Here is a 20,330-nt window from a genome sequence, read left to right on the forward strand (position 1 = left end):
TTGCATATAAAAACTGCTTAGCAATATGATTAGTCAGGATACCATTTGTGCTATTTCAACTGCTCCGGGTACCGGCGGAGTAGCCGTGATCCGTGTGTCAGGGTATGATGCCCTTTCTATCTGCAACCACATTTTCCGTCCGAAGAAAGCGGGTAATGATCTCCTTTCGCAAAAGGCGTATACATTAAAATATGGAAGTATTTTAAACGGAGAAGAGGTAGTAGACGAGGTTTTAATCGCCGTTTACCTTGGTCCAAATTCCTTCACCGGAGAAAACACCGTAGAAATAAACTGTCATGGTTCTATTTATATCCAGCAAAAGATTCTTCAATTACTAATAGAAAACGGTTGTAGAACGGCCCTACCCGGAGAATTTACACAACGCGCCTTCCTCAATGGAAAAATGGACCTGAGCCAAGCCGAAGCAGTAGCCGATCTGATTGCCTCCACATCTGCGGGAATGCACAAACTGGCTTTAAATCAAATGCGGGGAGATTTCAGCAATCAATTAATGAAACTACGCGAACAGCTACTAAACTTTACTTCATTAATCGAACTTGAATTAGATTTCAGCGAAGAAGATGTGGAGTTTGCCGACCGTTCGCATTTAAAAACGTTAGCTACCGAAATAGAATCACTAATCAGTAAATTAGCAGACTCTTTCAGTGTTGGAAACGCAATCAAAAATGGCATTCCTGTGGCCATTATCGGTGAAACAAACGCCGGAAAATCCACGATACTGAACCAACTGGTGGGAGAAGAAAAAGCCATTGTTTCCGATATCCACGGCACAACACGCGATGTTATTGAAGATACAATAACTATAAACGGTATTCTTTTCCGCTTCATCGATACCGCCGGAATTCGGGAAACAAACGACACAATCGAAAGCTTAGGCATTGAGCGTTCATTCCGGAAAATGGAAAAAGCGACAATAATCCTTTGGGTAATCGACTCAACCTCACCAACTACACATACTGAAGATTTATCCAAAACAATCTTACCAAAGACAGAAGGCAAAAAACTGATTATCCTTTTCAATAAAACAGATAAACTAACACCCGAAGAATTAAAAAACAAAGAAGAGTTATTTAAAGAACAAACCTCTCCCCGACTCTATATATCCGCTAAATCCGAAAAAGACATCGAGGCTCTAAGACAAGAACTGATTCAAACAGCCAACTTGCCCGACCAATCAAAAAACGACATTATAGTAACAAACATTCGTCACTACGAAGCCCTATCCCATGCCCGTACCGCCATCCATCGTGTCCGCGAAGACCTGGAAGCCAATATTTCCGGCGATTTCCTCAGCCAAGACATTAGAGAATGCATGCACTATTTAGGCGAAATAACCGGACAAATAAGCAACGACGAAGTACTCGCCAATATATTTTCAAAGTTTTGTATCGGGAAGTAATAACTAATCGTTATTAATCGAAAATAATTATCAAACATCACAAAGTCACTATTTTATAGTGGCTTTTCTTTTGCCATGTTCTATCTTTGCTTATCAATAATGATGGTTGTTTTGATAAATTTTGACGCATTCTTGTACCGAATAGTTAAAATCCAGAATCAACGCATTGTTTTAACACCAAGATTATATACATTTGCAATACTATGCAACATCGTGATACATGAAGCAACAAAAAATAGGCGAAATAAGAAAATAAAATGTCTGTAAAAAGAGAAATAATTAAGTTGTGTGAGCATTGTGGTAATACTTTTACTGCACAAAGAACAACGACTCGATTTTGCTCGCACCTGTGTAATTCTAGATCTTACAAACAACGTAAGAAAGAAGAGTTGAACACTCCTACAACTTCGAATAGAAGTTTTAAAATGGTAGGTATTAATTATTCTGCCATGCAAGAGATGGAACGCTTGAGTGCAGAGTATAAAAAAATAGAACATAAGGAATTTCTATCAGTTATAGAAACAGCTTTTCTACTTAGTGTGGAACGCACTACTATTTATAGGTATTTGAAAAGAGGAAGATTGAAAGCTGTACAGATGGATGGTAAAACTTTTATTCGCCGTTCCGATATTGATGCCATGTTTGATAATGCTCAAGAGTATCAATCAAAAGCTAAACCAAGTGTGGAGCAGAAACCTTTGACAGAGTTCTACACAATAGAAGAAATAAAAGAGAAGTATAATGTCAAAGAATCTTGGCTGTACAAAATTATTCGAGAGAATGAAATTCCTAAAACATTGATAAGAGGCAAGTCTTATATCAGCAAATCACACATTGACAAATATTTTGAGAAAACTGGTTATAATGAACATCAAGATATTGAGGAATGGTATTCGGTAGAAGATATTATGCAAAAATATGGATTGACGACAAACGCAATTTACAGTTTTGTTTCCGAAAATCAGATTCCCAAGAAACGAGATGGACGCAAAACTTTCTACGCTAAGCATGACTTTGAGGTTGCTAAAGGTTACGCTAAACCAGTGCAAGAGGAATATTATTCAGTGCAAGAAGCGATGCAAAAGTTCGACATTACTCGTGATGCTCTCTATCATTATATCAAATATCACAACATAACCAAAATGAAAGAAGGTCGATATATAAAGATATCAAAAACAGAATTAGACAATTTGTTCAACCCTCAAATAACACAATAATATGGCTACAATTACGAAAGTTCATCTCAGACAGAGGGATATGACCAAAGGTCGGATTAGTTTATACCTCGATTTCTATCCTGCAATTCGTGACCCTCATTCGATGAAAATGACACGCAGGGAATATTTGGGGATTTACATTTATGCTAAGCCAGCCAATGAGATTCAGAAAGAATACAACAACGAAATGTTAATGAAGGCAGAGGCTATCAGAAGTATTCGAGTTCAATCCATTATCAACGAGGAGTTTGGTTTCTTAGATAAGAATAAAGCGAAATCTGATTTTCTGCTCTATTTTAAAGATAAGGCAGAAAAGAAAGACCAAAAATGGATGAAAGTATATATGCATTTTTCGAATTTTGTGAAAGGAAAATGCACTTTTGGTGATGTAACTGTTGATCTGTGCAATCACTTTAGAGATTTCCTATTAAATGCAAAGCAATTGAAAAACAAGAATATGAGAATTTCTCAAAATTCTGCATCAGGATATTTTTCTACTTTTAGAGCTTTGTTGAAAGTAGCATATAAGGAAAAATTCTTTAGAGAAAACTTGAATGACTTTTTGGATGCTATTGAAACTACGGATGTAAAGAAGGAGTATTTAACTTTGGACGAATTGAAAACTTTAGCAAATACACCTTGCGATATACCAGTTTTAAAATCTGCATCTATCTTTTCGTGTATGACTGGTTTGCGAATCAGTGATGTGCTGAAATTGACATGGAATGAGATTGAGCCAGCCTCAGAGGGTGGTTATTGTATGCGTATCAGAACAGAGAAGACAGAAACGGAAACAACACTTCCCATCAGTGACGAGGCTCTTCAATGGTGTGGAGAGCGCAAAAAAGGAAAAGTATTCAAAGGATTGCAAAGAAGTATGACTCAACAACCACTAAAAGCATGGGTGGCAAGTGCTGGAATAACAAAACACATAACCTATCATTGCTTTCGGCACACGTTTGCAACACTTCAAATAGCCTTAGGTACAGATATTTATACTGTGAGTAAAATGCTTACACATAAAAATGTATCTACTACTCAAATTTATGCAGATTTAGTAAATTCGAAGAAAAGAGAGTCAGCAAATAGAATTAGTTTATTGTGATAGTATTATTTGATAGCATCAATAAATATAAACAACTGTAAAGTAAAACTTGACAGTGCAGCGTCTGGGTAGAATAGTAATAATAAATTTGAAGTTATATGATTAAAGAATGCACCCAAACAAAGCATCCATATACCTTAGAAAAAAGTGATGGTTCTCTAAGATTGATTATTGAGGCTCAAAGAGATTTACCACTATTTCATCTGGGTGGACTGATATTATTTAGTAGTTTACTCATATTTCATATAGGCTTTCAAGTGTTGGTGTTTTCAATACTTGAAATAACAATGGGATATATTATTGCTAATACTATCGTTCTTATTCTTGAAGTTTTCTTGATTCTTTACTTTTTTTCAAACTACTGGTGGAGAAAAAGAGGAACGGAAATATTAACATTGCATCCTAATAATCTTGAGTATGAACAAGTCAACAAACCATTTAAATCAATAAAGACGATTAATCATTTTGATAAAATTCAATTTTGCTATCAATCAGGAGAGGATTTTTATTCCAAAGAAGAAGCTCTAGAGCTAGGTGTAGAGTTGGACTTAGACAAAGCAACTGGTAACTACCCTATACAATTCTACTTGAATAATGGAGAAAAGGTAGTCGATTCAGATAGGGAGATACCGATTGATGTGATTAAGAAAATGAGAGATGAGTACAATAAATCAATATCACATAAAGATTTATAAATGAACTTCAAAACAAAATTATCCACACGCATTGGAATGGAAGATATTTATGAAATAGGATATCTCACACAAGGCAATGATGCTCGAAAACAAGAATTGTTCGATTTGATTTTTGACGAAGATGAGTATGTAGCATATCAAGCGACGTGGGCAATGACGCACTTTTCACTTACAGAAAATTGCTGGCTATATTCCAAGCAAGACAAATTGATTGATGAGTTGATGCAATGTACTCACAATGGTAAAAAGCGAGTTTTGCTCTCACTTATTTATCGTCAGCCAATGGCAAATCCGCCACGTGTCGATTTTCTCGACTTCTGTTTAGAGAGCATGATCTCAGCAAGTGAGCCTTATGCCGTTCAGGCTACTTGTATGAAAATTGCCTATGAACTTTGTCGCCCAATTCCTGAGTTGTTGCAAGAATTGAGAATCACTTTGGAAACAATGGAGAGAGATTTATCGCCTGCAATGAGTGCTACCAGAAAGAACATTTTGAAAGCAATGGTAAAGGGAAAATCTTTACAAATAATATAATATTCGATGAATTACAAGGATATAAATAACATAACGCTAATAGTTTGTGGCACTATGGGAATAGCAGTTTTGGCATTGCTTAGTCGCTACTTTTTCCTTTCTCAAGGGTTTGATGACTTTGGGGCTAATACTATATTTTTCATTGTGTTAGTTATTGGTATTCTATTTTTCATTTCATATATCGAACTACTTCAACACATTGTAAGCAAGCCAACTGAAAAAAAAGACATTTCGGAAGAGGCAATTAATCAAACAATAGAAGATGAGGAGCAAACTTTAGATTCAATACGAGAACAATACCAGTTAGATCAACACCAACAAAACATACTTTCACTTGACAATGCTATCAAATACACCCAAGAAACCTTTGCTCCTTACACATCTGACGAAAATATAAGAATCATTTGTTCTGCACTTTCAGATTATCTCTATAATGTTGATTTTAAACCTTCTAAAGCAATATCAATTAAAGAACTATCGAATATCGATCTCTATCATTATGGCTGGAATATTTGGAATCACTTTAAACCCATCAAGAAAAACAAACAGGAAGATATTGTACATTTTCTAAAGATCGTTTTCAATAAACAACTTTCAGATATTGAATCAACAACTATCAGAAAGAAGCTAACTTTTGATGAAGGAGCTTGTATAATCGAGTTGAAAAAGGATATAATCCTCTAAAACAGCACTTGCCACAGCAGATATTGGAGCAAAGTTTGTCAAAAATGTATATCTCCAATCAATCACCACTACTACACTACTGATTATCAATACCAATATCACTATTAAGCACCAACTAAAAGAGACTTTTAGGTGATGCTTGTCCCCTTTATATCACCTCGTACACTTGCGCATCATTAATTAAAACCAAAAATTATGACGTGTACAGAAATTACATTTGACAAGTTGCCCGAGGCGGTGGCTTATCTAATTCAATCGGTATCAGAGTTGAAAACTTTGATTGCTGAAAAGAGAATTACTGCTCCCGAAAAAAGGATACCTATCGACATTGACGAAGCGTGTCGCATTATCCAAAAAGCAAAACCGACCATTTATACTTTAGTCCGAAAAGGATTGTTACCAAGTTACAAACGAGGGAAGAAACTTTTCTTCTTTGAAGATGAGTTGATAGAGTGGATTGCCAAAGGCAAACGCAAAACACTGGAAGACATGAGAGCCGAAATAGAAGCCGAAATGTATCCTAAAAACAGAAGGCGATGAATCTATACGAATTACTAAACAACTTTTGGCGAGTAGATGAGCAAGAATCTTTCACTGGAAATGAAGCCAAATTGTACTTCTTTTTGATCTATCTCGCCAATCGCTCCTATTGGGCAGAATGGTTTGAATATGCCGATTCGAAGATGATGGCAAATATGGGTTTTTCTACTCAAGTTTTACGAACAGCGAAGCAAAAATTGAAGGAAGCAAAGCTCATAGACTATGCGACTGGGGGTGGATATAGGTGTAAGGCTAAGTATCAGATTCTAACACCTAGCCTCATTCCTAAACTCTCAGAGTATATAAAGACTAAAGATAAAAATACTAATACAAAGACTTATGGAAAAAAGAAAGGTTTTGTCTATTCGGGAAGTGACTTCGATTAGTGGCAGTTTTTATGATATGTTGAAAAATGACATTGAAGAGAAACTATCCCATGAAAAGAAAAAGATTGAACAGCGGTTTGTTCCGCTCCCGATTTCGTTTGATGAGTTTTGCAATTTGTTTTTGTCTTTTGGGACACACTTTCTGCTTCAGCAAAATCAGAATAAGAGTTTTGAGTTCGACCAATACAATGAGCCCATCATCAAGCAACTGTTTTTGTATCTCACCAGAGATTCATCATTTGCTGGAGATCTTGAAAAAGGAATCATGCTTCAGGGCAAATATGGTTGTGGAAAAACTGTCCTGATGGGAACATATTTACAGATTCACAATTACATCATCAAGCGATTGGCTTGGCATATTCCGAATATCACATTTATCAAGTCGAGCCAATTGCAAGAACAACTAATCAAACAGAGCCATAGCAGTTTTGAGTTCCGTCCACTCATCATTGACGAGTTTGGGAGGGAGGCGAAAACAGTGCAAGACTTTGGAAATATTCTTCATCCTGTGTCTGAATTATTGAGTATTCGAAGTGATAATAATTCAATGACTCATGGTACTACAAACTTCACTTGGGAGACTTTATCATCCAACAAATACTATGGCGGAATGATTGGCGACCGACTTAAAATGATGTTCAATTTCATCCCCATGAGGGGCGAAAGTCGAAGAAAATGAAGAGTAAAATCATGATAGGTGGAACACCCTATCTCATTTCAAATTTTAGCGTAGCAAGTTTATGTTTTGGTATGTCCAAAACTACTTGCTTTCCACTTCCGATGGGTGCAGAAAGGGCGAATCCCGTTGGTCTGAAATTAAAAACTAAGAGTAAAAATTATGATTCAAGATAGAGCAAAAGGAGGTCGCCCAAAGAAAGAATTGGGAAAGAAAAAGACCTACCGAATCAATGTGAAATTAGAAACTGGCGAGTATTATTCGTTGCTCGCCAAGGTTAAAAAAGCAAGTAGCAATATCAGCGAATTTGTCAGAAATTGTTTGTCGACTGGCTACATCAAAGAGAGGCTTTCAGTGGAGCAAGCTGATTCTATTCGAAAGTTATCAGGCATGGCAAATAATATCAATCAGCTTGCATATCGTGCCAATGTGCAAGGTTATTCGATGGTACGAGATGAGTGTAAAATGCTAATGGAGCGTATCGACAATTTACTAAAAGAGCTACGCCAATGATAGCGAAAATTGTAAAAGGCAAGAGTTTTAGTGGTTGTGTGAAATACATTTTGGATGATAAGAAAGGTACAAAGCTATTGGATGCCAAAGATGTGAGGTTGAAAGATAAAATATCTATTATTCAGAGTTTTGTAGCTCAAGCAAAGTTGAAGCCCAATTTAGCCCAATCAGTTTGTCATATTTCACTTAGTTTTTCTGCTCGAGATATTGGCAAGCTCTCGGATGAATTGATGGCAAAAGTGGCAAGAGAGTATATGCAGAAAATGGGAATCGTGGATACACAATATATTTTAGCTATGCATTTCGATAAAGAACACGCACATTTGCATCTATGCTTTAATCGGGTTGATAATCAGGGCAAAACTATATCTGACAAGAATGACAGACATAGAAGTAGCAAGATTTGCAGAGAGTTGACCAAGAAACACGGACTCTACATCGCATCAGGTAAGGAACAAGTAAAAACACATCGTTTGAAAGAGCCTGATAAAACGAAGTATGAAGTCTATAATACAATTAAAAGCACTTTGCCCAAGTGTAAGAACTGGGATGAGCTGACCAGAACTTTACAGAAACAAGGTATTGAAACACAGTTTAAATACAAGGGGCATACTGATGAGAAACAAGGAGTTATCTTCAGTAAGGGCGAATACTCCTTCAATGGTTCAAAAGTAGATAGGCAATTCAGTTATTCAAAGATTGATTATCAGCTAAACCAAAATAGCCAAGAGCAAAAAAATAGTATCTCTCAATCTACATCAATGGATTCTTCTTTAGAGTCTGTGGCGAGTTTGGCTACGATGGAGCAACATGGGGAAGACTTTGATGAAATAGCATTTGCCAACAGAATGGACTACGAGGAAAAGCAAAGACAACGCAAGAAAAAACGAGGACTAAGATTTTAATAAATTAATAAAAACAAGATTATGAGTGAAATAGGAACAGTAAGCATCATGTTTGAAGAGTTGAAACAGATGCTCAAACCATTAGAAACAAATTTAACTAACAAAGCCAACCAAGAGCCAAGTATTAGTACAACTGATATTCAAAAGATTACAGACCACTTCTGCCAATCAGAGGAAGTTATATTGGCAAAACTAGAAGGTATCGAGCAAATTCAACTTGCTCCTAAAAAGGTAAGTCACAGATTGACAATTGACATTGCCTCATCATGGGTATTTTTCAGCATGATAGGAATGGGTATATTGATTCTCATATCTTTCTTTTTTCACTATCAACAACGAGAAACTATAAGCCAATTATCTGACAATGATTTGAAATATAGGTATATCAAAGCTTTCAACAAATCAGACTCAACTAGCATCTATAAACTAGAGGATATATTTGGATATAACCGAAATCCTAACAAAATCAGAGAAATACGACAAGCGACAATCCAATATGAAGAAGATGTGAAAGCTAGAGCTGAGCGATTGGAGCAAGCAAAGTTGAAAGAGGAAGAGGCGAGGAAGCTACAATCTGAGGCTAATAGATTGAAGCAATGATTGCATACACTCATTCATGCGTTCATGCGTTCATGCGTTCATGCGTTCATGCGTTCATGCGTTCATGCGTTCATGCGTTCATGCGTTCATCAAACTACATTACAAAGGTATCCACCAAGAATAAACAAACAAGACCAAGCCTATCGGTTTTCCACAAAATCTTCCTAGTTTGCGACTAGTGTATTTTGTGGAAAAGTCTTGCTTGTTTATTCTTTTGGTGTAAATGGGGGTATTGTAGTTGAAAGACGAAAAATAGATTTTAGTTTAGAGCAGAGACACCATAGAATTTCTCTTTCCTTTCATGATGCAAAGATTTAACAGAATATGTATCTTTAACCGCAATCAATTTATCTACTATGAAGTTTAATGAAGATTCGAGAGTAAAGATACCAGCTATCCTCCATTTAGTGAGGTTAGGCTATACTTACATTCCTAAATCAGAATGTGATAGAAACGTGGATAGTAATATATTTCCTGCTATTTTCAAGGAGAGTATTGCTCGTATCAATCCGACTCTCACAGAAAGAGAAATCAACGCTATGCTTGACGATATTCATCTAAAACTAGATTATGATGATTTGGGACGAGAGTTTTTCAAAATTCTATCTTCAATATCAGGGATAAAGCTTTTCGACTACGAAAACTTGAATAACAACAGTTTTCATATTACTACTGAATTGACTTGCAAAAATGGTGATGAGGAGTTTAGACCAGACATCACTATTGTTATTAATGGAATGCCTCTAGCTTTTGTAGAGGTTAAGAAGCCGAACAATAAGGATGGAATCTTGGATGAAAGAAGGAGAATAAATGAGCGATTTCAAAATCCAAAATTCAAACGTTTTGCTAATATCACTCAACTGATGATATTCTCAAACAATATGGAATATGAAGATGGTGTAATAGAGCCAATATTAGGAGCATATTATGCCACATCTGCTAAATCAGATCTTATTTTTAACTATTTCAGAGAGGAGGAGAACTTGAATCTCACCCAACTGCTTTCGCATGAAAGTGAACTGATTGAGAATCAAATTTTAAAAGATAATAACCTTACAGTTATAAAACATTCACCCGAATTTGCCCTCAATAAACATTATAGCACTCCTACAAATAGGATACTAACTTCTTTGCTCAGCAAAGAACGACTTGCATTTATTCTTCGCTACGCAATCACTTATGTAGAAGAGGAGAAAGATGGAAAGAAAACCTTACAGAAACACATCATGCGATATCCTCAACTATTTGCTACTAAGGCAATAGAACAGAAGTTGGATGAGGGTATAAAACAGGGAATAATTTGGCATACTCAAGGTAGTGGAAAAACTGCCCTGGCATATTACAATGTTCGTTTCTTGACTGATTATTTTCAGAAAAAGAATATTATTCCCAAGTTTTATTTCATTGTAGATAGAATAGATTTAGCTGACCAAGCTTCCAAAGAGTTTAGAAACCGAGGACTTGTTGTTCGAAACGTTAACTCTAGGCTTGATTTCTTCAATGATATGAAAACGGTTAGTGCAACTCACACTAACTCTGGCGAGAATGAAATTTCTGTTGTGAATATTCAAAAGTTTACAGAAGATTCAACTGTAGCCACTGATCTATCATATGATATAAATATTCAACGGATTTATTTTCTTGATGAAGCACATCGCAGTTATAATCCTAAAGGAAACTATCTTGCGAACTTGATTAACTCAGACAATAACGCAATAAAAATAGCTCTCACAGGCACACCTTTATTGCGTGAAGTAGCAAAAGAGTATGATTCTAAAACTCTCTTTGGCGACTATATTCACAAGTACTATTACAATATGTCTATTGCCGATGGATATACACTTCGCCTTATTCGTGAAGGTATAGACACTGCATACAAAATGCAAATGCAAGAGATATTAGATCAAATAGATATCCTTGAAGGCTCATTGAGTAAAAAGCAGATTTTTGCTCACCGCAAATTTGTATCTCCAATGTTAGATTATATTGTGCGAGACTTGAGACAATTTAGGCGTAATGAGAGTGATGATAGTTTGGGGGCAATGGTGGTTTGCGATTCATCTGAACAAGCTAAAATGCTATTCCAATGTTTTCAAGAAGAATTTGGTTATCAAGGTTCTGGAAGTACATTAATAGCTGCTGAACCAAGCCCGCAGTATGGCAAAGTAGACAACACCCCACTTAAAGGAGCTTTAATTCTTCATGATGTTAATACTAAAGATGATAGGAAAGGACAAATTAAGGACTTCAAGGATGGGAAAATTGACATCCTATTTGTTTACAATATGTTGCTTACTGGCTTTGATGCCAAACGCTTGAAAAAACTATATCTAGCAAGGGTAGTTCAAGATCATAATTTATTACAAACACTAACACGTGTCAATCGTCCTTACAAAAATTTTCAGTACGGATATGTTGTTGATTTTGCAGATATTACAAAAGCATTTAACGAAACTAATGACAACTATCTAAAAGAATTAAAAGGTGAACTGGGTGATGACCTTGATTTGTATAGCAATTTATTCAAATCGCAAGAAGAAATAAAAGAAGAGATTGAAGGAATTAAAGACAACCTTTTTAGATACGACACTCAAAATAAAGAAATCTTTAACTCTCAAATCAGTTCTATCAAAGATAAAGAACAACTTAGGCTCTTACTCAAATCGTTACAAAATGCGAAGGAATTGAAGAGTTTAATCCGTTTACAAGGTTATGAGGACTTATTAGAAAAATTAGATTTTAATACGTTAAACATCCTACGACAAGTTGCTCAAGCAAGATTGGATACATTAAATCTTGTGGATAGTGTAAACAATGAGGCTGACACAACTAATTTGCTCAATCAAGCTCTTGAGGATATTGTTTTTGTCTTTACTAAAACATCGGAACATGAACTTAAACTTGCTGATGAGTTAGCGTCGAAAATAAAACAAGTTAGAGAAGCACTTCTAAATAACTTCGACACCAAAGACCCTCAATTTGTATCTCTTAAGGATGAATTGGAGCGCATCTTTAAGAATAAAAACTTGGAAGAGGTGAGTCAAGAACAGATGCATGAACACATCCAACTTTTACAAGCTATTTATGATAGAGTAGCTATTCTCAATAGAGAAAATAGTTTACTAAAAGCCAAATATCAACAAGACGAAAAGTATGCTCGAATTCATAAACGATTGATGGAGAAAGGAAGTCTCACAGCCAAAGAACGACAATTGCATGAAGCATTAATGGCTGTGAAAACTGAAATGGACGAACAACTACAAAATAAACAAACACTGATAACTAACGAACAATATTTCAAGAATGAAGTTATGGAGTCTGTTATCAAGTATTTTGTAGATAACAATAAACTAGTAACAGAAGATTTCAATACTGTTCAAAACATAAATGATTTGATAGTTTCTGAATATTACAATCAATATAGAGGATTAAGACAATGACAGATATAAAATTTATAACCCAAACTAAAAGCTTAATAGACAATCTAAAAAGCGTATGTGCCAATTATGGATTGGGTAATGATGGAAATGAGTTCAAAATCATAACTCAAGTTTTTTTATACAAATTCATCAACGACAAGTTTGCATATGAGGCAAAAAAAGTAAACAAAACTTTGAACGAGGCTGAAAACTTTCAAGAGGCTTTTGCTGGTTTGAGCGATAATGAAACCAGTTTTCTATTCGCTCGCATAGGGAATAATGCTCCCAAACTAAAAGCTGAACATACTATCTCCTATCTTTACAACAGATCGAATGAGGGAGATTTTGCAAACACTTTCGACGATACTCTAGCAGCTATCAGTGCTGAAAATGCAGCAATATATTCAGTCAAATCGAGCTCTGGAGCTAAGGACACAATGTTTGATAGATTGAGTCAGTTTATATCTGACCCATCACAACGTGATGCCTTTTGCAAAGCATTAATAAGCAAACTGGTAGAATTTAGCTTTGAGCATATGTTTGAATCTAAATATGATTTTTTTGCTACTATTTTTGAGTATCTCATCAAAGACTACAACACTGATAGTGGAGGAAAATATGCTGAATACTACACTCCTCATGCCGTAGCACGCATTATGGCTGCCATATTAGTTGGCAAGGATGAGGATATAAGAGATGTGAAGTGTTATGATCCAAGTGCTGGCTCGGGAACATTGTTGATGAATATTGCTCATGCCATTGGCGAAAAAAAATGTAGTATCTATTCTGAAGATATTTCGCAGAAGTCGTCTAATATGTTGCGACTAAACTTGGTGTTGAATAATCTTTCGCAATCTATACCCAACATCATCAAAGGGAATACAATTTTAGAACCATCTTATTTTGACGAAAAGTTTGACTTTATAGTTTCCAATCCTCCTTTCAAATTAGATTTCTCTGATTTCAGAAACGACTTGGATAAGGATTCTAATAATGAACGTTTCTTTGCTGGATTACCTAATATACCTAAAGCTAATAAGAATGGAATGTCTATCTATTTGCTATTTATTCAACACATTATATTCAGTTTGAATAAAGAAAGAGGTAGAGCAGCCATTGTTGTTCCTACTGGCTTCATTACTGCACAAAGTGGAATAGAGAAAAAAATACGTGAAGCTCTTATAGAGCGAAAAATGCTTCGTGGTGTGGTAAGTATGCCAAGTAATATTTTTGCAAGTACGGGTACTAATGTGAGTGTACTCTTTTTAGATGCACAAGCTGATAGCGAAAATATTGTTTTGGTAGATGCTTCCAAGTTGGGCGAAACGGTAAAGGATGGAAAAAACCAACGAACTGTGCTAACTCCGAAGGAAGAATCTCGCATTGTAGATGCAATGAATAATAAACAACCTGAAGATGACTTTGCGGTAGTGGTTACTTCAGATGAGATAAAAGAGAAAAATTATTCTTTGAGTGCAGGACAATATTTTGAGGTGAAAATAGAATATATCGACATAACACCAGAAGAATTTGCCGAAAAGATGAATGCCTACAAAACTAGCCTAGATACACTTTTTACAGAATCTCATAAGTTAGAAGAGGAAATAAAAAAACAGTTGGGAGGGTTGAAGTATGAGTGATTTACTTAGAATCGAAGATGTTGCAAAATTAAATGCTAACTCAATTACGAAACGCGACAAATATAGTGAAATCAAGTACCTTGACACTAGCAATATTACAAGGAATGTAATTAATCAACTTCAACTATTAACTGAGGACTTTCCTAGTCGTGCTAGGAGAAAGGTTAAAGATAAGAGTATCATTTATTCCACAGTACGACCTAATCAAGAACATTATGGCATATTTGAACATAGAGAAGATATTGATGACATTATTGTTTCTACTGGATTTGTGACAATAGATGTAATCTCGCAAAATATTGATAGTAAATACCTGTATTACAAGCTAACACAGCCTGATGTTACACGTCACTTACAAACAATAGCTGAGAATTCTGTTTCAGCATATCCTTCCATCAAACCTGAAAGCATTGGGAATTTGAATTTCAGATTTCCAAAACTTCGTTTGCAACAAAAGATAGCCTCTGTTTTATCTACTTTAGATGATAAAATTGAATTGAATAATAAGATAAATGATAATTTAGAGCAACAAGCAAAACTACTCTATGATTATTGGTTTGTTCAATTTGAGTTCCCCAATGAGGATGGAAAGCCCTACAAGTCGAGTGGCGGAAAAATGGTGTATAATAAGCAATTGAAGAGGGATATTCCTGAGGGCTGGGAGGTGAAAGAACTAAGGGAGATAATTGAATTTAATCCTAAATTAGACATAAAGAGGAATACAATTGCAAATTATGTAGACATGTATTCTATACCTAATGAAGGATATATGATAACTGATATTCAAAAAAAAGAATATTCTGGGGGAATTAAATTTCAAAATAATGATGTGTTATTAGCAAGAATTACACCATGCTTAGAAAATGGAAAAACTGCTTTAGTTAAAATGTTAGATGATATGGAAGTTGCATTTGGTTCTACTGAATTTATAGTAATGCGAGGAATAAACAGGGATTTTAGTTCTTTTATTTCATGCTTGGCTCGCACAACTTATTTCAGACACTATGCAATAGCAAATATGATTGGTACTTCTGGGCGTAAAAGAGTAGATACAAAGATTCTTGAATTATATAAAATTGCTCTACCCAAATCAATTAACTTATTGACATCTTTCGAAAAGATAATATCTAAATCATTTGATATAATGGGTACTAATCAAGAACAAAACCAACAACTCTCCTCTCTCCGAGACTGGCTTCTACCTATGTTAATGAATGGTCAAGTAAAAGTGGAGTGATTCGTTTGGTAAATTATCATTTAGTTGAGAATTCAAAGATTCAAAAGATCTCACCCAACTCATCAATATCCAACAATCGAAATCTAACATCACCAATAAATTCGATATGAGAGGCGTGGAAGTGCCCATAACACCAATCTTTAATCGGATGATTGTCTTTTAGCAATTGAGAATGGAGTGCTAATAATGTTTCTCGTTCTTTCTTTACATCTTCAATCAGCTGAGGGTCAAAGAGAACTCTTCTCTCCATATTTCGTTTGATTTGTGGATAGCAAAACAAAGGAGCTGAATGTGTTACAACAGTATCGACCTTAACACCACTATTAGCAATAAGTGCCAACTTCTCAAAATCACAAATCGGATATTCATCTGTCCAGTATATTGGCAATTCTTTTTTACGAGCTAATTGACGATTAATTATGTCTTGTTTTCTGTCATATCTATCCAGTGAAATTGCACCACCAACACACAAAACATTTCTGTTAGCCACTAATACAATAGAATAATCAGAAAGAGTTTTCATCCTTGGAAAATCTATTAACTTTTCTCTAAAGAATGATGGATCATCATGATTACCTCTCACTAACAATAGGATGCAATTCTGTTTCTCAAGAGTATTTTTGATTCTGTGATAGATATTTTCATAGTGTCCTAGTTTTTCAAACCCTATTCCACAATCACCAGCCACAATTACAACAGTATCCTTAGCCTCCAGTCTGCGAAGATTATAAACTAGAGCACGTATTTCACCATGAATATCACCTGATATCCAAAGGTGTTTGTAATTGTCAGAGAGGTTGTAAGAATTCATAGCTTAAAGATAGTAAATAGTTGGTCTAAGCAATCAAGCAATAGTAATATTGCTGAAATTGCACTCTTAATATTCAAAAATATGAATATATTGCACTATCTAAGTGCATTTATTCTTATCTTTGAAGTAAAATAAAATATATGGAACGATTATTTGAGTATTCGAACAAACTGATAAATGAAACAGAAACTAGTTTCTTGAGATATATGTACGACGAAATCAATTGGAAAAATCGTATGATAGGACTGATTGGACCACGTGGTGTAGGTAAGACTACACTTGTTTTGCAATACATAAAGCAAAATCTTAATCATACCGAAACACTCTATATAACTGCGGAGGACTTCTATTTCGTGGATAATAAAATCATTGAGTTAGTTGATACCTTTGTCAAGTTTGGAGGAAAACATCTATTTATTGATGAAATACATAAATATAAAGATTGGGCGAAAGAACTAAAACTCATTTACGATTACCACAAAGATTTAAATGTTGTTTTTACTGGTTCTTCTGTTTTGGATATTAAAAAAGGAGCTTCCGACCTTAGCCGAAGGGCAGTCATTTATAATATGCAAGGCTTATCTTTTCGGGAATATCTAAAGTTGTTTCACAATATTTCAGCAAAAACATATACATTGGAAGAGATTTTGCAACATAAGGTTGATATCCCAGAGATGGAGCGACCTTTGCCCTATTATATTGATTATCTGAAGAGAGGTTATTACCCTTTTGCTTTGGAGGAAGATTTTGACATTCGTTTGGCTCAAATTATCAATCAAACTTTGGAGAATGACATCCCAATATATGCCGAGATGAATGTTGCAACTGGTCGAAAGCTAAAACAATTGCTGGCTATTATTTCAAAGAGTGCACCATTCAAACCAAACATGAGCAAGATTGCTGAAATGTTATCAGCTAGTAGAAACAATATTTCGGACTATTGCCTATACATTGAAGAGGCTGGAATGATTGCTCAACTTCGTGATAATACTGGAGGCATTAGAGGATTGGGCAAAGTGGATAAAATCTATTTAGACAATACTAACCTTATTTACAACCTAGCAAACGATACTTCAAACATTGGAAATATCAGAGAGACATTCTTCTTGAATCAAATGCGAGTGAAGCACAATGTTGTTTCATCTACTGTCTCAGATTTCTTGATTGATGATATTACTTTTGAAGTTGGAGGTAAAAACAAGGGACAGAAGCAAATCAAAGACATTGAGAATGGTTATGTTGTGAAGGATGATATTGAAAATGGGTTCTTAAATATTGTTCCTTTGTGGCAATTGGGGTTGACATACTAAATTTGTGTATCTTGAACAATAAATAGAGATGGGAAAAACAATAACAACATATTTGATAGATGAGAATCCTCAAGGATCTCAATATTCATTCATAAGTAATAGAACTTGCAAAATGTATCTCATTCCAAGGGCTAATATAGCTTTGGTTAATGAGCGTGAAGAATTGCAACGACCAGCATTTTATATTCTGATTGGAGAGAATGAAAAACTTGATCCTAAAGCATATTTAGGAGAAACCGAGAGTTTCAAAGATAGAGTAAAGGATCATGATTCAAAAAAAGACTTTTGGCAAAAGGCACTGATCTTCATTTCCAAAGATGGAGATATAACAAAAGCTGATGTCCAATATTTAGAATATCTAGGAATTAATGAAGCCAAGAAAGCTAAACAATATGACATTGAAGAAAACAAGCAAAAGCCCAATGCTCCTAATCTTCCAGAACATCAACGAGATACTATGGACAGTTTTTTTGAAGATATAAAACTCTTAACATCTTTCACTGGATACAAAATATTTGATATTGTAGAACAGAAGAAAAATAATCATATTTTCATGACCAAATCTAGAGATATTGATGCAAGAGGTTTTTATTCCGAAAATGGATTTACAGTGCTGAAAGGTAGTATTATTGCTAACACTGTTACTCAATCCTTTTCGTGGAAAGAAAAAAGGGAAAAGCTAGTAGAGAGCTTAGCAAAAGAGGAAAAGGGAATCCTGATTTTACAGCAAGATTACACTTTTTCGAGTCCAAGCACCGCATCCGACTTTTGCTTAGGCAGAAGTAGTAATGGATGGACAACGTGGAAAGATAAATCTGAAAAGACATTGGATGAAGTTTATCGAAATAAATTAGAGTAAGATTTTCATTAGATGAAATACTCGAAAACATTTATCAAACATATTACCCAATATCTCATCCAACTATTATATCTTTACAAGAACAATCTAACTATTTAACATACAAAAGAATGCATATAGAACCTATTTCGAAGGTTGTACCACAAAAAAACGACATAGTGTTGATTGCATGCAAAGTATGCATTCTGTATCGGCAACCAACAACCAACAACCAATCACTATTAATCGAAAAAATGGGCATTGACATGGAAAAGATTTGAAGGAATATCCGGTTGAAAGCAACTGTTTTTTCCTTTTTTAATGCTAATAAAGGGGGTGTTTTTTGGGCTTTTCTACATCTCTGGTAATCAGCATATTATACCGACCAAAAACATAAAGGTTATTTTTTGAAAAATAAAGGATATTTTCGGAAAAATAAAGGATATCTTTTTTTTTATATAGTAATGTAAAAAAATCGCTGCTTTTGTATGCTCGGATACGAAGTCGGAATGGGCGCTCTTCTTTGTTGATTTTTTATCATTTTTTTTGATGATTTTTATATCGTTTTCATACTGTTTTTCAAAATTATCTTATATTTGTTCATGTTGTTTTCTGAAAGACACGTGGACTAAATAATAAAGGGCTCTAAATTTAATAATATGGATTACCAAAAGAAATTTATTGATATTATATCCAGATATGTTCCTGAAGATGAAAAACTTGTAGATTTTATTTCTAAGTTGATAAATCTTGGAAAAGAGGCCAGTTACAGACGTATTAGGGGTGAAGTAGAATTTACGCTCTCTGAAGTAGTAACGATATCTAAGAAGTTGAATATTAATTTAACTTCTTTAATCATCAGAGAAGGAGGAGAAAAAGTAACATTCAATTTACGCCTTCCGGATAATGTTAATCCGGCAAATAGTCACATCAAAAAAATTGAAGCCGACCTCAATGTATTGGAGGGAATCAATAAAAAGGCCGAGTCCACACTGTTTTCTGTATGTCGCTCCATACCCAACATTTTCTATTTAGATCATCCGTATTTAACAAAACTAAAACTATTACAGACTCAATTTAATACCGGCATAATGCAGCCCTCTCCATTATCACATATTGACATACCCAATAAATTATTGAAGATACAAGAGGAGTATTGGGAAGAACTTAAATCTTTTAACCTTATATATATCCTAGCTCCAAATTTGTTGACTTCTATTACCAGTGACATTCTGTTTTTTCATAAACTCAATCTTATTTCCGATCAAGAAAAACAACATCTGAAAAAAGAACTGCTTTCTATTCTAAATGTAATAGATGAGGCAGCTCGTTCAGGACTGTTCCGCCGCAAAGAAATATCTATGTACGTATCTCATGTCATTTTAGATCTGTCTCATTCTTTAATAATCTCCAAAGCCCTCGAAGCATCAGTCATTGATCTGCATTTTCCGAATTCTCTTTTATCTTTCGATAAAGAAATGTGCCAGGCACACATGAAACGTATCCAGATCATTAAAAAATGTTCTTCACTTATAACTCAGTCGGGCGAACTTACCAAAATATCATTTCTTACAAATCAAAAAGAAATTATAGATTCTCTATAGAGACGATATATTCGCTATAATAATGTTCTATCCTATTCATTCCATCGTTATTGTATAAGGATGAAATGAACTGTGCCTTATTTTTTTTGTGGAATTCTGCAGCATGTAATAAGTGTAAATACATGCTTTTTTATCGCTTATTATAAGATAAAACATGAAATTTAAATGCGAACAATCTATTTTTTGTAAAATATAA

General features: G+C 34.7%; 19 protein-coding genes. 18 read left to right on the forward strand and 1 reads right to left on the reverse strand.

What is annotated here, in order from left to right; translation table 11 throughout:
* Positions 1-28 precede the first annotated feature (28 nt).
* From mnmE to B9Y81_RS03165, 15 genes are all read left to right on the forward strand, one after another.
* On the forward strand, positions 29-1,420 hold the full coding sequence (gene mnmE / locus B9Y81_RS03095; protein ID WP_176221455.1) for a tRNA uridine-5-carboxymethylaminomethyl(34) synthesis GTPase MnmE: 1,392 nt from the start codon (positions 29-31) through the stop codon (positions 1,418-1,420).
* A gap of 449 nt (positions 1,421-1,869) precedes the next feature.
* Positions 1,870-2,637, forward strand: coding sequence for a helix-turn-helix domain-containing protein (locus B9Y81_RS03100; RefSeq protein WP_176221441.1), 768 nt, complete (start codon positions 1,870-1,872; stop codon positions 2,635-2,637).
* 1 nt (position 2,638) lies between these two features.
* Positions 2,639-3,742 (forward strand): site-specific integrase, encoded by a 1,104-nt coding sequence (locus B9Y81_RS03105; RefSeq protein WP_085535555.1) that lies wholly within the window; start codon positions 2,639-2,641, stop codon positions 3,740-3,742.
* A gap of 98 nt (positions 3,743-3,840) precedes the next feature.
* Entirely contained in the window at positions 3,841-4,437 is a 597-nt protein-coding gene (locus B9Y81_RS03110) for a hypothetical protein (protein WP_085535556.1), read from the forward strand.
* Positions 4,438-4,971: a hypothetical protein gene (locus tag B9Y81_RS03115; RefSeq protein WP_085535557.1), complete on the forward strand. Its 534-nt coding sequence runs from the start codon at positions 4,438-4,440 to the stop codon at positions 4,969-4,971.
* 54 nt (positions 4,972-5,025) lie between these two features.
* Entirely contained in the window at positions 5,026-5,655 is a 630-nt protein-coding gene (locus B9Y81_RS03120) for a hypothetical protein (RefSeq protein ID WP_139822881.1), read from the forward strand.
* Between the two features lie 195 nt (positions 5,656-5,850).
* Positions 5,851-6,195, forward strand: coding sequence for a helix-turn-helix domain-containing protein (locus B9Y81_RS03125; RefSeq protein ID WP_085535559.1), 345 nt, complete (start codon positions 5,851-5,853; stop codon positions 6,193-6,195).
* Positions 6,192-6,581, forward strand: coding sequence for a hypothetical protein (locus B9Y81_RS03130; RefSeq protein WP_085535560.1), 390 nt, complete (start codon positions 6,192-6,194; stop codon positions 6,579-6,581). Before B9Y81_RS03125 ends, B9Y81_RS03130 begins: the two co-directional genes overlap by 4 nt.
* The gene (locus tag B9Y81_RS03135; protein ID WP_139822882.1) at positions 6,535-7,260 is read left to right on the forward strand and encodes a P-loop NTPase family protein; all 726 of its coding nucleotides are present in this window, start codon (positions 6,535-6,537) and stop codon (positions 7,258-7,260) included. The genes B9Y81_RS03130 and B9Y81_RS03135 overlap by 47 nt, the downstream gene beginning before the upstream one ends.
* Before the next feature lie 159 nt (positions 7,261-7,419).
* A complete protein-coding gene (locus B9Y81_RS03140) occupies positions 7,420-7,770 on the forward strand; it encodes a MobC family plasmid mobilization relaxosome protein (protein ID WP_085535562.1) in 351 nt (116 codons plus the stop codon).
* A complete protein-coding gene (locus B9Y81_RS03145) occupies positions 7,767-8,675 on the forward strand; it encodes a relaxase/mobilization nuclease domain-containing protein (RefSeq protein WP_085535563.1) in 909 nt (302 codons plus the stop codon). Before B9Y81_RS03140 ends, B9Y81_RS03145 begins: the two co-directional genes overlap by 4 nt.
* Before the next feature lie 21 nt (positions 8,676-8,696).
* A complete protein-coding gene (locus tag B9Y81_RS03150) occupies positions 8,697-9,275 on the forward strand; it encodes a hypothetical protein (RefSeq protein ID WP_085535564.1) in 579 nt (192 codons plus the stop codon).
* A 356-nt stretch (positions 9,276-9,631) separates the two neighbouring features.
* Entirely contained in the window at positions 9,632-12,715 is a 3,084-nt protein-coding gene (locus tag B9Y81_RS03155; RefSeq protein ID WP_085535565.1) for a type I restriction endonuclease subunit R, read from the forward strand.
* On the forward strand, positions 12,712-14,334 hold the full coding sequence (locus B9Y81_RS03160) for an HsdM family class I SAM-dependent methyltransferase (RefSeq protein WP_085535566.1): 1,623 nt from the start codon (positions 12,712-12,714) through the stop codon (positions 14,332-14,334). The genes B9Y81_RS03155 and B9Y81_RS03160 overlap by 4 nt, the downstream gene beginning before the upstream one ends.
* The gene (locus B9Y81_RS03165; RefSeq protein ID WP_085535567.1) at positions 14,327-15,571 is read left to right on the forward strand and encodes a restriction endonuclease subunit S; all 1,245 of its coding nucleotides are present in this window, start codon (positions 14,327-14,329) and stop codon (positions 15,569-15,571) included. The genes B9Y81_RS03160 and B9Y81_RS03165 overlap by 8 nt, the downstream gene beginning before the upstream one ends.
* A 40-nt stretch (positions 15,572-15,611) precedes the next feature.
* On the opposite strand, the gene B9Y81_RS03170 is transcribed toward B9Y81_RS03165, so the two are convergent.
* Positions 15,612-16,382, reverse strand: coding sequence for a metallophosphoesterase (locus B9Y81_RS03170; RefSeq protein WP_085535568.1), 771 nt, complete (start codon positions 16,380-16,382; stop codon positions 15,612-15,614).
* A gap of 140 nt (positions 16,383-16,522) precedes the next feature.
* Between B9Y81_RS03170 and B9Y81_RS03175 the strand changes: the two genes are divergently transcribed.
* The 3 genes from B9Y81_RS03175 to B9Y81_RS03185 all read left to right on the forward strand — a co-directional run bounded on the left by B9Y81_RS03175 (position 16,523) and on the right by B9Y81_RS03185 (position 20,134).
* Complete coding sequence (locus tag B9Y81_RS03175; RefSeq protein WP_085535569.1) at positions 16,523-17,692, forward strand: ATP-binding protein; 1,170 nt, start codon at positions 16,523-16,525, stop codon at positions 17,690-17,692.
* 28 nt (positions 17,693-17,720) lie between these two features.
* Positions 17,721-18,551, forward strand: coding sequence for a GIY-YIG nuclease family protein (locus B9Y81_RS03180; protein ID WP_085535570.1), 831 nt, complete (start codon positions 17,721-17,723; stop codon positions 18,549-18,551).
* Positions 18,552-19,189: 638 nt separating this feature from the next.
* A complete protein-coding gene (locus tag B9Y81_RS03185) occupies positions 19,190-20,134 on the forward strand; it encodes a hypothetical protein (RefSeq protein WP_085535571.1) in 945 nt (314 codons plus the stop codon).
* Positions 20,135-20,330: the final 196 nt, after the last annotated feature.

Source organism: Massilibacteroides vaginae, from assembly GCF_900178525.1.
In the GTDB taxonomy this organism is placed as follows: Bacteria; Bacteroidota; Bacteroidia; order Bacteroidales; family Tannerellaceae; genus Massilibacteroides; species Massilibacteroides vaginae.

Excerpts from the sequence above, each read along its gene's own strand:
- B9Y81_RS03185 (WP_085535571.1), top strand. The coding sequence starts at position 19,190 with ATGGATTACCAAAAGAAATTTATTGATATTATATCCAGATATGTTCCT.
- B9Y81_RS03135 (WP_139822882.1), top strand. The coding sequence starts at position 6,535 with ATGGAAAAAAGAAAGGTTTTGTCTATTCGGGAAGTGACTTCGATTAGT.
- B9Y81_RS03175 (WP_085535569.1), top strand. The coding sequence starts at position 16,523 with ATGGAACGATTATTTGAGTATTCGAACAAACTGATAAATGAAACAGAA.
- B9Y81_RS03145 (WP_085535563.1), top strand. The coding sequence starts at position 7,767 with ATGATAGCGAAAATTGTAAAAGGCAAGAGTTTTAGTGGTTGTGTGAAA.
- B9Y81_RS03150 (WP_085535564.1), top strand. The coding sequence starts at position 8,697 with ATGAGTGAAATAGGAACAGTAAGCATCATGTTTGAAGAGTTGAAACAG.
- B9Y81_RS03155 (WP_085535565.1), top strand. The coding sequence starts at position 9,632 with ATGAAGTTTAATGAAGATTCGAGAGTAAAGATACCAGCTATCCTCCAT.
- B9Y81_RS03100 (WP_176221441.1), top strand. The coding sequence starts at position 1,870 with ATGCAAGAGATGGAACGCTTGAGTGCAGAGTATAAAAAAATAGAACAT.
- B9Y81_RS03110 (WP_085535556.1), top strand. The coding sequence starts at position 3,841 with ATGATTAAAGAATGCACCCAAACAAAGCATCCATATACCTTAGAAAAA.
- B9Y81_RS03105 (WP_085535555.1), top strand. The coding sequence starts at position 2,639 with ATGGCTACAATTACGAAAGTTCATCTCAGACAGAGGGATATGACCAAA.
- B9Y81_RS03165 (WP_085535567.1), top strand. The coding sequence starts at position 14,327 with ATGAGTGATTTACTTAGAATCGAAGATGTTGCAAAATTAAATGCTAAC.
- B9Y81_RS03180 (WP_085535570.1), top strand. The coding sequence starts at position 17,721 with ATGGGAAAAACAATAACAACATATTTGATAGATGAGAATCCTCAAGGA.
- B9Y81_RS03115 (WP_085535557.1), top strand. The coding sequence starts at position 4,438 with ATGAACTTCAAAACAAAATTATCCACACGCATTGGAATGGAAGATATT.
- B9Y81_RS03125 (WP_085535559.1), top strand. The coding sequence starts at position 5,851 with ATGACGTGTACAGAAATTACATTTGACAAGTTGCCCGAGGCGGTGGCT.
- B9Y81_RS03140 (WP_085535562.1), top strand. The coding sequence starts at position 7,420 with ATGATTCAAGATAGAGCAAAAGGAGGTCGCCCAAAGAAAGAATTGGGA.
- B9Y81_RS03160 (WP_085535566.1), top strand. The coding sequence starts at position 12,712 with ATGACAGATATAAAATTTATAACCCAAACTAAAAGCTTAATAGACAAT.
- B9Y81_RS03120 (WP_139822881.1), top strand. The coding sequence starts at position 5,026 with ATGGGAATAGCAGTTTTGGCATTGCTTAGTCGCTACTTTTTCCTTTCT.
- B9Y81_RS03170 (WP_085535568.1), bottom strand. The coding sequence starts at position 16,382 with ATGAATTCTTACAACCTCTCTGACAATTACAAACACCTTTGGATATCA.
- B9Y81_RS03130 (WP_085535560.1), top strand. The coding sequence starts at position 6,192 with ATGAATCTATACGAATTACTAAACAACTTTTGGCGAGTAGATGAGCAA.